Below are 14,566 nucleotides of genomic sequence, written 5' to 3'. Positions count from 1 at the left end.
AAAATCATTAAAATTTTAAAAGAAACAATGGGGGTACTTTTGTTCGGCTCGATTTTTAGGTATAATGGGTACTGATTGAAAAGAGGGATGTTACATGGCACAAAAAAGGAAAAGTGCAAAAAAGAAAAAGACAAAAAAACAGCAACAGCAGCAAGAACATCTTAATTTCATTTTTCTTGGTATCTTTTTTATCTTCTTCGGATTATTTGGACTTTTAAAATTAGGATTTCTTGGCACATTGATCGCCAATGGTTTACGTGTAGTTATAGGAAATACATTTTCAATAGCAGCTGTTTTACTTATGCTTTATGGGCTTTCCTTAGTTATTTTTGGGAAAGAATTTCCAATCAAAAAGAGCCGACCAATAATTGGTGGTGTAGTCGTTTACCTAGGGGTTTTATTGATTTTACATGCGTATATGTTTCGTAATGTAGGTACGCAAACACCAGATATTCTTGGAACAACATGGGAGTTTCTGAGAATGGATCTAAAGGCAAGTACTGTGGTGCAAAATGTCGGTGGGGGAATGATTGGAGCTGCACTGTATAGTTTGACTTTCTTTTTAGTGGCTCAGTTTGGTAGCTATCTGATTGCATTATTTTTGATATTGATCGGTGTATTTTTAATGAGTATGCTTGATTTTCAGCAAGTCATGAATGGGTTGCAGATCGTTCGGGAAAAACTTAGTGGTTTAACAGCTAAAAGTGAAGAACGTCAAGCTGAAAAAGAAGCCAAGCGCGCAGAAAAACAGGCAGCTAAACAAGCAAAAATAGAGAAAATGGCTCAAGAACGTTTAAAAAATGATGTACGGGAATTAACGCCTGGTGAAAAATTGGCTCAAGAAGCTTTGAAACAGGAAGAAAAAGAAAGTCAAGAACCAGAACAGTTGACCCTAGTTCCTATTGACAGTTTTCAAAGTCAAGCAGAAATGCAGCCCGCACAATCTAGACAGGCACAACCAATACAAGATGCAGAGCCAGAAATGGATGAAGGCGGCGAATTGGATTTTGAAATCTCAGAAGAAGCGGAAGACCGTGATTATGAATTGCCGCCATCAACCTTATTAGATTCGATTCCATCTGCAGATCAAAGCGGAGAATATCAAAAAATCGAAAAAAATATTGGTGTACTAGAGCAAACCTTCAAAAGCTTTGGAGTAGATGCCAAAGTTGTAAAAGCAAGCCTTGGACCTGCCGTAACGAAATTTGAGATTCAGCCAGCAGTTGGAGTCAAAGTTAGTAAAGTCGTGAGTTTGACTGATGATATTGCTTTAGCATTGGCTGCCAAAGATGTGCGGATGGAAGCGCCGATTCCAGGGAAATCTTTGATTGGGATCGAAGTACCGAACAGCACAGTCAGCACTGTTTCATTTAGAGATATTATCGAAGCACAACCAAGCCACCCAGATAAATTGCTGGAAGTGCCGCTTGGACGAGATATTTCTGGGATGGTCCAGACAGCGGATTTGGCTAAAATGCCTCACTTGCTGATTGCCGGATCAACTGGTAGTGGGAAGTCTGTTGCAATCAACGGAATTATTTCTAGTATTTTAATGAGAGCAAAACCTCATGAAGTTAAACTAATGATGATCGATCCAAAAATGGTGGAGTTGAATGTTTATAATGGTATTCCTCACTTATTGACACCGGTTGTTACTAATCCGCGGAAAGCCGCACAAGCGTTGCAAAAAGTCGTACAAGAAATGGAATTCCGTTATGAAAAATTTGCAGCAACTGGGGTTCGTAATATTTCTGGATACAATGAACTAGTGATTCAAAAGAATTTAGAAGATGGTGAAAATCGTCCTATATTACCATTTATTGTAGTTATTGTTGATGAGTTAGCTGACTTGATGATGGTTGCTAGTAATGAAGTAGAAGATGCGATCATTCGTTTAGCACAAATGGCGCGTGCAGCTGGAATTCATATGATTTTAGCAACGCAACGTCCGAGTGTGGATGTCATTACAGGGATCATCAAAGCAAATGTTCCTTCACGGATGGCTTTTGCTGTTTCTAGTGGAACGGATTCTCGGACGATCATTGATAGTAATGGCGCTGAAAAGCTTTTAGGTCGTGGTGATATGCTGTTTTTACCAATGGGTGAGAATAAACCGATTCGTGTTCAAGGAGCCTTTATCTCAGATCATGAAGTCGAACGTGTCGTAGCTTTTGTAACTGAACAGCAAGAAGCTGATTATCAAGAAAGCATGATGCCGACAGAAGAAGTGACAGGATCAAGCGGAGAAGCACCGCAAGATGAATTGTATGAAGAAGCAAAAGCTTTAGTTGTAGAAATGCAAACGGCTAGTATATCTTTACTACAAAGACGCTTTAGAATCGGTTATAATCGTGCAGCACGTTTAGTTGATGAATTAGAAGAACATGGCGTAATTGGACCTTCTGAAGGGAGTAAGCCAAGAAAAGTTTTTCTTGAGCCAGTACCAGAAGAAGGCCCATTGGATCAAGGTTCAGAGTGAAAAATGAGTGGGATGTGACTCAAAGAGTTATGTCCTACTCGTTTTTTTATTGATTGAGTAATCGTTTGATTTTATCTGGATTTCTTTGCTAAATAAGTGTTCCCAAAGTGTAATTTTTGAACTAGTATCCGAAAAGATGTAAGAACTGGCCAAAGGAAAGTTGAATTAAATCTTAAATACGATTAGAATTAGAGTAATCTAACTCAAGGATCACTAAATGAAACGAAAATAAAAACACTACACAAAATGAAAAAGTAAGGATGGATAATATGAGAAGAAAAAGCGTATTGTATCTGGAGGTTGCAGAACAGATCAAGGCAGATATTATGAATGGTACATATCCTGTAGGCACCTTATTGCCAACAGAAGCAGAACTTGAGCAGTTGTTTGATGTAAGTAAAATAACGGTCCGTCGTGCAATTGAGTTATTGTCATCAGAAGAATTAGTTGAGAAAAAAAGCGGTAAAGGAACGACTGTTTTAAGTAATCGTCCATACAATAAATTATCAAAAGCAGGCACATTTACAGAATATCTAAACGATTCAGGACAAAAAGTAGCGAAAAAAATCTTGAATTTAGAAGAAGTAACCTTACTATCAGATTCTCCCATCTATGCTTGTCTTGGTGAAAAAGCTATAAAAGTATCACGTTTATATACATTGGATGATCAACCTTATATTTATTTTAATTATTATTTACCAATTACGATGGCAGATGTTCCTTTAGAAGATTTTGAAAAAGAATCTTTATATCGTTTGATGGATCAGCATGGAATCGAAATCATTAAATTTGAAGATAGCTTTCAAACGGTTGAATTGACTGAAGAAGAGCAAGGAATCTTAACTACTTCAGAAAAAAATGGTCTAAAAAGAATTCGAAAATCACTTGGTTTATCTGGAAAATATGTTGAATTTTCTGAAGCAATTTATAATACAGCGCTTTATCCATACGTCATTGAATACGAATCTTAAAAGAATAACAGGGCACTTACAAAAATGTAAGTACTCTGTTATTTTTTTCTATGGTGCGTTTATTGTAATTAGATTAGACTAAAAAAGTAGAGAAAAGGAGAGATAAAATGTTACAAGTAGAAAATTTATCTAAAATATATGGAGAAGAAATCAAATATGAAGCATTGAAAGGTTTAAATTTAATCGTTAATGATAGTGAATTTATTGGTATTATGGGACCTTCAGGAAGCGGAAAAAGTACTTTTTTGAATCTTTTAGCAACGATCGACCAGCCAACTTCAGGGCATATTTTAATGAACGGGAAAGATCCAAATCAGTTAAACCAAGAAGAAATTGCTAAATTTAGACGGAGAGAGTTAGGTTTTATTTTCCAAAGCTTTAACTTAATGCCGACGTTAACAGTTGAAGAAAATATTATTTTGCCATTAACTTTAGATGGTGAAAAGATTTCGGTCATGAAAAAACAGTTAAACCTTTTAGCTGATCGATTAGGAATTGCTAGTTTGTTAAAAAAACGAATCGCAGAAATTTCTGGTGGGCAGGCTCAACGTGTAGCCGTCGCCCGTGCGATGATCCACCAGCCGCAATTACTATTAGCCGATGAACCTACAGGAAATTTAGATACAAAATCGTCAAAAGATGTTATGCAGCTATTACAGCAATTAAATGAAGAAGAAAAAGCTACGATCTTAATGGTTACTCATGATCCCTTAGCTGCAAGTTACTGCAAGCGAATCGTCTTCATCAAAGATGGAGAATTAGTTGACGAGATCCATCACAATGGCAATCAAAAAATGTTTTATGATGAAATTATGATAAAGCTATCTGAGATTGAAGGTGTCGATAATGAATTTTAGTCAATTTGTCATTCGAAATACCTTAAGAAATAAGCATCTGTATATGGCTTATTTCTTAAGTACGCTATTTTCGGTAATGGTGTTTTTCACGTTTACAGTCTTTGCGTTTCATCCAGCTTTAGCCAATGGGTTAAATCAAAAGGCTCAGATAGGGATGTTAGCAGCTGCGATCATCATTTATGGCTTTGCATTTTTCTTTGTTCTGTATTCGATGGACGTTTTTATTCAGTCTAGGAAAAAAGAATTTGGACTGTTGATGATTCAAGGAATGAGTCCTAAGCAATTGAAAAAAATGGTTTTTATTGAAAATTTAGTTATTGGCTTTTTTGCTACGATTATTGGTGCGATTGCAGGAATTGGTTTTTCGCAAGTGATTTTATGGCTAAGTAATAAATTGATGCATGTGAAGTTTGGTTTTTATTTCCCAATACAAGCATTGGGCTTAACGATTATTTCTTTTGCTATTTTATTTTTAGCTATTTCCTTTTTCATTCGATACCGTTTGCCAAAATTAAGCTTACAAGAATTACTAAAAGCGGGTGAATTAGGCAAAGGGACACTTAAAAGTTCTCGTTTGAAAACTGTTTTGGCAGTTGTTTTGATTGGACTAGGTTATGCAGTAGCTTTATTGGTCAAAGGAATGCTGGTTCCAATGGTTATGATTCCAGTAATTTTATTAGTAGTTACTGGGACACGCTTTTTATTTAATCAGCTAAGTGTTTCGATCATTGAGCGTTTGAAAAAGAAACAATCTATTTTTTGGAAAAAAACAAATATGGTTGTATTTTCAGATTTAGCATTCCGCATGAAGGACAACGCACGCTCATTTTTCTTAGTTTCAATTATTTCAACAGTCGCTTTTGCAGCGATCGGCACGTTATATGGTTTCCAAAATATGATTTTAAATGCGATGAATCAAGTTCCTTATGAATTTCAAATCACAGGAACTGCTGATGAGACAGCACAAATCAAACAAGATTTTACGAAATTATTAGCAGATAAAGGTATCGAAGTAGATGAAGGTGAGTTAACAACCTATACGGATACGAACCAAGTCAGCTTTGTTAAAGAGTCACAGTTCAACCATTTGGCTGAACTAGCTAAACAACCAACGATTCAAACACAAGGTCAAGCAGTTCAATTACTATCAAATAATAATATTGGTATGAAAGAAACTATAATACATGAAGTGAAACTGCCCGATGGCGCAACATTGTCGGTGAATAAAGCAGCAAAAACAGGAGTAGTTTCAGCTTATGGTACGATAATATTAGTACCTGACGACACTCAATTACAAAATAGTGAAAGTACAACAACGACTGTTTGGCAGCCCAAAAATGTTGGGTATGATGAATTAGTATCGATTGGTAAAACACAAGAAAAAAATATGTCATTTATGGCAAGAACTTTTTCAAAACAGACAATCACAGATGAATTTGCCCCATTTTTATTTGTCGGAATATTTATCGGAATCGTCTTCTTTGTTTCAGCTGGAAGCTTCTTATATTTCAGACTGTACAGTGACATGGACGTAGATGTAGAAAAATTCAAGATGATTTATAAAATGGGTCTAGCTAAAAAAGAATTAAAGAAAATGATTTATCAGCAAGTGGGAATTTTGTTCTTTACACCGATTATTGTTTCTGTAATTCATGGAGCAGTAGCGTTAACTGCGATGTATCATATGTTTGATCAAGGGATGCAAATGGCAGGATGGCAAGTTTTAGGTATGTTTATTTTGATTCAGATTGCTTATTACCTGATTGCACGTGTCTTTTATTTCAAGAAAGTATATCGTTTAGTTCAAGCATAAAAATAGAAGTCCGTAGAGGAAAGACAAAAGCGCTTATTCGCAAAGTGCTACATCTGTCACATCCTCTTCGGGCTTTAAATTTTGAATTAAGAGAAAAAGTACATCAGCTAGCTAAGGATGATAGTTGTGATTCACTAGATAGCTTATGGACAAATCGAGTACAATAAGTTATAGTATGAAGCGAATGTTTAGAAGAAATGAGGAAGAAAACTAGTGGAAAAAGCGTCCATTTATGGTTTAACAAAAGAAGAACTGATCGCATGGTTTATAGAACATGACGAAAGAAAGTTTCGAGCTACTCAAGTATGGGAATGGCTCTATATCAAACGTGTCATGGCATTTAATGAAATGACTAATTTATCAAAAGATGTCATTGATTTATTGGAAGAAAACTTTATTATCAATCCATTGCGTCAAGTAATCATTCAAGAAGCGAAAGATGGTACAGTGAAATATCTTTTTGAGTTACCTGATAAAAATATGATCGAAACAGTCTTGATGCGTCAAGAATATGGTATGTCTGTTTGTGTGACAACGCAAGTAGGTTGTAATATTGGCTGTACCTTCTGTGCAAGTGGTTTACTTAAAAAACAACGTGATTTAACAGCAGGAGAAATCGTTGCCCAAATCATGCTCGTTCAACATTATTTTGATGAACGTGGCGAAGGTGAACGCGTAAGTCATATTGTTGTGATGGGAATCGGTGAGCCGTTTGATAATTACGATAATTTAATGAATTTCCTACATACGATCAACGATCCAAAAGGTTTGGCTATTGGGGCTCGCCACATTACGGTTTCAACAAGTGGTTTAGTACCAAAAATCAAAGAATTTGCGAATAATGGTCTACAAGTCAATTTAGCGATTTCTTTACATGCACCAAATAATGACGTTCGGACATCAATCATGCGTATCAACCGTAGCTTCCCAATTGAGAAGTTAATGGAAGCTGTAGATGAGTATTTGGAAAAAACGAATCGTCGAATTACGTTTGAATATATTATGTTGAGTCATGTGAACGATCTTCCAGAACATGCCCAACAATTGGCAGATTTATTGAAGGACAAGAAGAAATTAACCTTCGTCAACTTGATTCCTTATAATCCAGTTAGCGAGCATGATCAATATAGCCGTAGTGAAAAAGCGGATGTGTTGAAATTCTATGATATTTTGAAGAAAAACGGCGTCAACTGTGTGATTAGAAAAGAATACGGCACAGATATCGATGCGGCTTGTGGACAATTAAGAAGTAAGCAAATTAAAAAAGCGGAGAAAACTCGCTAATAGGTAAAAAAAGAAGCTGAATAAACGGTGTGAAAAAGTCAGGTTCTTCGACAATTTCCTAAAAACCGCACAATGCGTTTTATGCATTGTGCGGTTTTTAGTCCAATTGCACGAATCTAAAGGATTTTTGTCACATCCTCCTTCATTACTCTTCTTTAAAAACTGTGAATCCGTAATCAATAATGTGTTCCTTTAGGTAACGCAAATATTCTTCTCCCATGGGTGATAAAGGCAGTTGAGCATGATGAATCCAGCCAATTTCCATTGTTTCATCAACATCCAATGGCAAAGCAACAATATTTTCATCATTTAGCTCACGGCTTAAAACTCCTGAACTGATCGTATAACCATCAAGACCAATCAGAAAATTAAATAACGTTGCTCGATCACTGACACGAATGCTTTTTTTATGGTAAAGTGTGCTTAAAATTTCTTCAGAAAAGTGAAAAGAATTTAATTGTCCTTGTTCAAACGAAAGATAAGGAAAATTTTCTAAATCGGATAAAGTCACTGATTTTTTTCCTACTAAAGGATTTTTTTTACTCACAAAAACATGAGGATGAGCGATAAACAAAGGATAAAAAGTTAACTGTTTTTCTTTTAATAATTTACGAATCACTTTTTCGTTGAATGCGTTTAAGTATAAAATACCAAGTTCACTTTGAAACGTACTCACATCTTCAATGATATTGTTCGTTTGTGTTTCTCGAAAGGTAAATTCATATTCATTTTGTTCATAAGATTTAATTAGCTGAACATATGCGTGTACCGCAAAAGCGTAATGCTGCGCTGAAACAGAGAACAGTCTTCGTCTAGTTTCAGTACCTTTATATTTTTCCTCCATCAAATCTACTTGTTCTAAAATTTGTCGAGCATAAGATAAAAATTCTGTTCCTTCATTTGTTAGAATCATCCCTTTTTGCGTCCGTTGAAAAATTTGGATGCCCATTTCTTGTTCAAGTTCTTTAACAGCAGTTGAAAGACTTGGTTGAGTGATGAAGAGATGTTTCGCCGCTTCATTAACTGATCCTAATTCAACGATTTTTACGATGTAATCCAATTGTTTGATCCGCAAAATACCATCCCTCCATATTAAAAATGTAGCTAAGCATAGAAGCTATACTTTTTTTTAATAAAATTCTTTGTATTTCATATTTCAACCTGAATTACTTGTACACCTTGTTTTTCGATTTCGCGAATAACTTCTGGTGAGGCAAATGTATCAGTAATCAAATAATTGATGTCTTTGATATTGCCGCTGGTAAAATTAGATGAAAAACCAATTTTTCGATAATCTGCAACAACGATTACTAAACCGTTTGTACGTTCGATGATCAGTGAATTGATTTTTGATTCATGTAAAACAGGAGTTGTAATGCCATTTTCAAGACTAAGACCGGAGCAACCGATAATTGAAATATCAGAAGACATTTTTGAAAATGAGTCGATAGCAATATCGCCAACTAATGCTTCTTTAGGAAAACGGATCTCGCCACCAGATAAAATAACAGTCGAATTTGGATTATGATCAAGATTCGCTACTTTTACATTATTAGTGACGATCGTTACACGTTTGTTTTCTAAATTTTTTAAAGAGGATAAAGCGGTGGAACCAGTATTGATAAATAATGTATTTCCTTCTTTCACAAATTCTGCCGCTCTTTTAGCGATCGCATTTTTCAATACTTCAATTTCTTCATTATAATCTTCAGTACCAGTTTTTTGAACAATTTGAGCTTTTCCATGTGCACGTTGTACTAACCCCATTTTTTCTAAAGCGGTTAAATCTCTGCGAACTGTTATTTCAGATACAGCAAGTTCATGGCTGATGTCTTTAACTAGCAAACTTGTTTGGGTATTTAATAGCTTGAGCAATTTATCTCGACGTTCTTTAATTGTTTTGTGTGAGCTTTTCATTCATCTTCCTCCACTCTAAATCACTTGGACAACCGCAAGTGTATTTCCCAGCTCTTTGGCTTCTTTTAATAAACGATAACCTTCAGATGGTTGATTTAATCGAAGTAAACATTGACCTTTTAGATATAAAATATAAGTCAATTCTCGATTATTCAAACGATTTTTATCAACCAAATCTAATTCATTCAGACATTTTTTATTTCTATTTTGATAGAAGTATTTCATTCCAGTAATTTCATGCCATGAAAATAAACCACGCATCTGTTTCTTTTTAACATGTTTTAATTTAGACAGTTGATCTAAAGTGGTATTTAAATTTTCTTCATCTTTTAAAAAAGAATAGCAATACATTTGCGTATGATAATAAATGAAGAGGTAATCCAAAGTGGAATGGAAAAATTGTCTATTTTTATTTAAATGTTCCAAACAAGCGACATAATTTCCTTCGTCTAATAAAAGTAAGCTGTCAAAAATAATAATAGACTGTTTAAAGCCATTAAACAAATCTTTTCTCTGCAATTTAGATTTTAACTCAGCTGTTTTTCTTAAATCACAATCAACAGTTAAAGCGTAAATCATTTTTTCATATATATTTTTCAAATATTCAAAAAGTAATACGATACTTAGAACGATACATCCAATTCCCCCAAAAATGAACTTGGTTCCTAACTCTTGGGAATTAGTAACTAAATAGTAGATATATCCAGCGAACAACATGTAAACAACCCATAAAAGTCCCTTTTTTCCAAAGTAAATACTTTTCCAAATAAATTTTTTCATATTCATCACCTCCACGCCACTATATCATAAAAATGTTTATATGAACATAAAAAGTGATGGTATAGAATGTATTTTATTTATAAATGATGAAAACGTTCCTAAAAATTATAAATGATCATATAAAAGGATTGAAAACGGTTTAAAATATTGTAGAATAAAAGTGTAATCGAGATTGAGATACTATGGAGGGATCATATGGCAACAATTCATGATGTAACAAAAGAAAGTTGGATTTTAAGTACGTTTCCAGAATGGGGAACTTACTTGAATGAAGAGATCGAGCAAGAAGAAGTAAAAGCAGGAACGGTTTCTATGTGGTGGTTAGGCTGTACTGGAATTTGGATAAAGTCACATGAAGGCACGAATATTTTATGTGATTTGTGGTGCGGTACAGGAAAAAGAACGCATGGAAATGGCAAGATGAAGAAAGGTCATCAAATGATGCGAATGAGCGGTTGTGAGAATATGCAGCCTAATCTTAGAACACAGCCTTTTGTGATTGATCCGTTCGCAGTGAAAAATGTTGATGCGCTAGTTGTTACCCATATTCATTCTGATCATTTGGATATCAATACTGCAGCGGCTGTTTATCAAAATTGCCCGGATGCTCGTTTTATTGGACCGAAAGAAGTTGTTGAAACATGGTTGAAGTGGGGTATCCCAAAAGAGAATACCACCATTGTAAAACCTGGAGATAGTGTTCCAATCAAAGATATAAAAATCGTTGCTTTAGAAGCTTTTGACAGAACTGCATTAGTTACTTGTGAAGATCCAGAAGTAACATTAAAAGGGAAAGTCCCACAAGATATGGATGAAATTGCAGTGAACTATTTATTTGAAACAAGTGGCGGAAATATTTATCATGCCGGAGATTCTCACTATTCTAACATGTTTGCTAAACACGGCAACGAACACAAAATCGATGTTTGTTTAGGGGCATATGGAGAAAATCCAAGGGGAATCACAGATAAAGTTACTTCTGTCGATATGTTGCGAATGGCTGAATCGCTAAATGCGAAGGTAGTTATTCCTGTTCATTATGATATTTGGGCAAACTTTATGGCGGACCCTAAAGAAATTACCGAAATCTGGAAATTCAAAAAAGATCGTTTAGATTATCAATTTAAACCATTCATTTGGCAAGTTGGCGGGAAATTTACGTATCCAAATGACAAAGACAAACTAGAATTTAATTTTTATCGGGGATTTGATGATGTCTTTACAACGGATAATGACACGCCATTTCCATCATTTTTATAAGAAAGGAGAAATTCAATGCTAAAGTATTTTTATGATAATGACTTAATAAATTTTTGTGAAAAAACTCCTTCAAACTGGGAAGATGCGGTCATTCTTAGTTGTCAAACATTGTTGGAAAAAGGCATCATTGCCCAGCAATACGTTGATGAAATCGTAGAATGTGTTCAAAAATACGGACCGTATATTGTAATTGTTCCTGGCGTTGCTATGCCGCATTCTTCAGAAGACAGTCAAGGTGTGTTAGGAACAGCGATCTCATTTACAAAGATGAGTCAAGAGGTTGTTTTTGAAGAAGGAAATCCTGAAAAAAATGCTCGTTTATTTTTCACCTTAGCTGCTAAAAATAATGAGGAACATGTAGAAAATATTTCCAAATTATCTGAAATGCTAATGACTGACGGGTTGATCGAAGCATTGATGACAGTGGAAACGATGGAGGATTACCAAAAAGTAATGGCTACTTTTGATGTATAGAAAGAAGGGGAATTAATGACACAAGTGTTAGATTTTCTAATGGGAATTTGGGATTATTTTGCTGCAAATATCTTGACACAGCCAGCATTTTTAATTGGGTTTATCGTTCTTTTAGGGTATGTTTTACTGAAAAAACCGTTATATGAAAGTATTGCGGGTTTTTTGAAAGCGACTGTAGGTTATTTGATTTTAACTGTTGGTTCAGGAGGATTGGTCAATAACTTTCGTCCGATTTTAGTTGGATTAAAAGAGCGCTTTGATTTAAATGCAATGGTCATTGATCCTTATTTTGGTCAAAATGCCGTAACAGCAGGAATCGAAGAAACATTTGGTCGGACATTCAGTGATACGATGATTTTACTGTTGATTGCCTTTGTTATGAATATTTTATTGGTTCGTTTTAAAAAATATACGAAACTACGCGCAGTCTTTACGACTGGTAATGTTCAAATACAGCAAGCAGCAACTGCTTTTTGGATTTTATTATTTTGCTTTCCTGATTTAGGACAGATTCAAATTTTATTGATTATGGGTCTGATTTTAGGTTGTTATTGGGCAGTAGGTTCTAACTTAACTGTTGATATTACTCAAGATCTTACTGAAGGAGCTGGCTTTGCGATTGCTCATCAACAGATGTTTGGGGTTTATATTTTTGCTCGATTAGCTGAAAAAATGAAGAAAGATAAGAACAATAGAAAACTAGAAGATGTACAACTCCCTGGTTTTTTATCGATTTTCAATGAAAATATGGTAGCGACTTCAATTTTAATGCTCTTTTTCTTTGGAATCATTTTAGTTGTATTAGGACCTGCTTATTTGATTGAATCTGGTTTTATGGTGGAAGGACAAAGTTTCTTCTTCTATATTTTAGAAACGGCGTTATACTTTGCTGTTTATTTAGCTATTTTACAACTAGGTGTTCGGACATTTGTTTCTGAATTAACAGAATCATTTCAAGGAATTTCAAATACCTTATTACCAGGAGCCGTGCCAGGGATCGATGTAGCTGCGACATTTGGTTTTGGATCACCTAATGCTGTAACGATAGGTTTCTTGTTTGGTGCTTTGGGACAATTTATCACGATTGGTTTATTGATTCTATTTAAATCGCCGGTCATTGTTATCGCTGGATTCATTCCATTATTCTTTGATAATGCCGTGATCGCTGTTTATGCGAATAACCGCGGTGGATTTAAAGCTGCTTGTATCTTCCCATTCATATCAGGAGTGATACAAGTATTAGGATCTGCGTTGATCGCTGCATTTATCGGGCTATCTCAGTACGGTGGATATATCGGTATGTTTGATTGGGCGACAGTTTGGCCTGTGATGACGATATTGATGAAATATTTAGGGTATTTCGGTGTTGCATTAGTCGTAATTCTATTGCTGGCAATCCCGCAATTACAATATCGAGCTAATCCAGAAGGTTATTTCTTGATTGCAGAAGATTATGATGAATATGTAAAAAAAATGACAGCTAAACGTGCTTAACATTATCTAGCTTAAGAGCTAATCTTTAGGGAAAAAGATAAAAAATAAATGAGATAAAGAACGTCTCAGTTATTTTTTCCTATTTTCCTATCAAGGTTGAACGAGCTCTTTCAGCTTTTAAATTTAGGAGGAAATTAAAATGAGAGTATTAGTATCATGTGCAAATGGATCAGGAACAAGTTTGATGATGAAAAAAAGTGTTGAAAAAGCCTTGAAAGAATTAGGCTTTAATATTACGAACATTCACCATTGTGCAATTTCAGAAGGAAAAAGTACTGCTGGACAATATGATGTGGTTTTTTGTCCAATGAATTTTTTAAATATGTTTGAGGATGCGAAGAAAAAAGGGATCACTGTTGTCGGCGTAAAAAATGTTATGTCAGCCAAAGAGATCAGTGAGCGAGTACAAGAAACAGAATTGGCGGCAAAATTCAAATAATCCGAGCAGATTATGTAGTATAGAAAACGTGTGTGAAACAAAAGTGAAAATCACTTTTGTTTCACACAATAAATTCGAATAAATAATGGAATCAGAAGCAAACATTACTATCCCATCCTCGATCATTATTATATTTAATAAAGGAGAGCAAATAAATGAGTAGACCTAATTTACAGGTAGCTTTAGATCATTCTGATTTATCTAGCGCAATCAAAGATGTGGTTGCGGTTGGTGAAATTGTTGATATTGTAGAAGTTGGCACAATTCTGTGCTTACAAGCTGGCGTTGAAGCTGTTCGGTGTATTCGTGCATTATACCCTGAAAAAAAAGTAGTTGCAGATACTAAATGTGCGGATGCAGGCGGAACTGTAGCCAAAAATTGTCGAGAAGCCGGTGCAGATTGGATGACTGTGATTTGCTGTGCAACGATTCCCACAATGAAAGCTGCAGCTAAAGAAGTCGCGGAAGTCCAAGTTGAATTATATGGAGACTGGACCTATGAACAAGCTCAAAAATGGTTGGATGCAGGTATTACTCAAGTGATTTATCATCAAAGTCGAGATGCACTTTTAGCAGGTGAGACTTGGGGCGAAAAAGATTTGAAAAAAGTTAAAAAACTAATTGAAATGGGTTTTAGAGTTTCTGTAACTGGCGGACTTGCTATAGAGACACTTAAATTATTTAAAGATATTGATGTTTATACATTTATTACTGGGCGAGGCATTACAGCTGCGGCAGATCCTAAAAAAGCTGCTCAAGATTTTCAAGCTGAAATCAAACGTATTTGGGGGTAATCGG

General features: G+C 35.1%; 13 protein-coding genes. 10 read left to right on the top strand and 3 right to left on the bottom strand.

Going from position 1 to position 14,566, the window contains the following annotated elements; all coding sequences use genetic code 11:
* Positions 1 to 94 precede the first annotated feature (94 nt).
* The 5 genes from JZO69_RS11065 to rlmN all read left to right on the top strand — a co-directional run bounded on the left by JZO69_RS11065 (position 95) and on the right by rlmN (position 7,404).
* The gene (locus tag JZO69_RS11065) at positions 95 to 2,479 is read left to right on the top strand and encodes an FtsK/SpoIIIE family DNA translocase (RefSeq protein ID WP_207112930.1); all 2,385 of its coding nucleotides are present in this window, start codon (positions 95 to 97) and stop codon (positions 2,477 to 2,479) included.
* 269 nt (positions 2,480 to 2,748) lie between these two features.
* Positions 2,749 to 3,450, top strand: coding sequence for a GntR family transcriptional regulator (locus tag JZO69_RS11060; protein ID WP_207112929.1), 702 nt, complete (start codon positions 2,749 to 2,751; stop codon positions 3,448 to 3,450).
* A gap of 107 nt (positions 3,451 to 3,557) precedes the next feature.
* The gene (locus JZO69_RS11055) at positions 3,558 to 4,307 is read left to right on the top strand and encodes an ABC transporter ATP-binding protein (protein ID WP_207112928.1); all 750 of its coding nucleotides are present in this window, start codon (positions 3,558 to 3,560) and stop codon (positions 4,305 to 4,307) included.
* The gene (locus tag JZO69_RS11050) at positions 4,297 to 6,120 is read left to right on the top strand and encodes an ABC transporter permease (RefSeq protein WP_207112927.1); all 1,824 of its coding nucleotides are present in this window, start codon (positions 4,297 to 4,299) and stop codon (positions 6,118 to 6,120) included. Before JZO69_RS11055 ends, JZO69_RS11050 begins: the two co-directional genes overlap by 11 nt.
* Before the next feature lie 213 nt (positions 6,121 to 6,333).
* Positions 6,334 to 7,404 carry a dual-specificity RNA methyltransferase RlmN gene (rlmN, locus tag JZO69_RS11045; RefSeq protein WP_207112926.1) on the top strand — a complete coding sequence of 357 codons (1,071 nt, stop codon included), beginning with the start codon at positions 6,334 to 6,336 and terminating at the stop codon, positions 7,402 to 7,404.
* Between the two features lie 145 nt (positions 7,405 to 7,549).
* On the opposite strand, the gene JZO69_RS11040 is transcribed toward rlmN, so the two are convergent.
* From JZO69_RS11040 to JZO69_RS11030, 3 genes are all read right to left on the bottom strand, one after another.
* Positions 7,550 to 8,479, bottom strand: a complete 930-nt coding sequence (locus JZO69_RS11040) for a LysR family transcriptional regulator (protein ID WP_207112925.1) — start codon at positions 8,477 to 8,479, stop codon at positions 7,550 to 7,552.
* A 74-nt stretch (positions 8,480 to 8,553) separates the two neighbouring features.
* On the bottom strand, positions 8,554 to 9,321 hold the full coding sequence (locus JZO69_RS11035; RefSeq protein ID WP_207112924.1) for a DeoR/GlpR family DNA-binding transcription regulator: 768 nt from the start codon (positions 9,319 to 9,321) through the stop codon (positions 8,554 to 8,556).
* Between the two features lie 15 nt (positions 9,322 to 9,336).
* Positions 9,337 to 10,101, bottom strand: coding sequence for a hypothetical protein (locus tag JZO69_RS11030; protein WP_207112923.1), 765 nt, complete (start codon positions 10,099 to 10,101; stop codon positions 9,337 to 9,339).
* Between the two features lie 195 nt (positions 10,102 to 10,296).
* Here JZO69_RS11030 and ulaG point away from each other — a divergent pair, with 195 nt between their 5' ends.
* From ulaG to JZO69_RS11005, 5 genes are all read left to right on the top strand, one after another.
* On the top strand, positions 10,297 to 11,361 hold the full coding sequence (gene ulaG / locus JZO69_RS11025) for an L-ascorbate 6-phosphate lactonase (RefSeq protein WP_207112922.1): 1,065 nt from the start codon (positions 10,297 to 10,299) through the stop codon (positions 11,359 to 11,361).
* 15 nt (positions 11,362 to 11,376) lie between these two features.
* Positions 11,377 to 11,835, top strand: coding sequence for a PTS sugar transporter subunit IIA (locus JZO69_RS11020; protein WP_207112921.1), 459 nt, complete (start codon positions 11,377 to 11,379; stop codon positions 11,833 to 11,835).
* 15 nt (positions 11,836 to 11,850) lie between these two features.
* Positions 11,851 to 13,329, top strand: coding sequence for a PTS ascorbate transporter subunit IIC (ulaA, locus tag JZO69_RS11015; RefSeq protein WP_207112920.1), 1,479 nt, complete (start codon positions 11,851 to 11,853; stop codon positions 13,327 to 13,329).
* Between the two features lie 139 nt (positions 13,330 to 13,468).
* Entirely contained in the window at positions 13,469 to 13,768 is a 300-nt protein-coding gene (locus JZO69_RS11010; protein WP_207112919.1) for a PTS sugar transporter subunit IIB, read from the top strand.
* A gap of 155 nt (positions 13,769 to 13,923) precedes the next feature.
* Entirely contained in the window at positions 13,924 to 14,562 is a 639-nt protein-coding gene (locus JZO69_RS11005) for a 3-keto-L-gulonate-6-phosphate decarboxylase UlaD (RefSeq protein WP_207112918.1), read from the top strand.
* Positions 14,563 to 14,566: the final 4 nt, after the last annotated feature.

It is taken from the genome of Candidatus Enterococcus ikei (assembly GCF_017316105.1).
Lineage (GTDB): Bacteria > Bacillota > Bacilli > Lactobacillales > Enterococcaceae > Enterococcus_L > Enterococcus_L ikei.
Note: the sequence above shows the minus strand (reverse complement) of the source record. Positions and strands in the feature narration are given on the sequence as shown.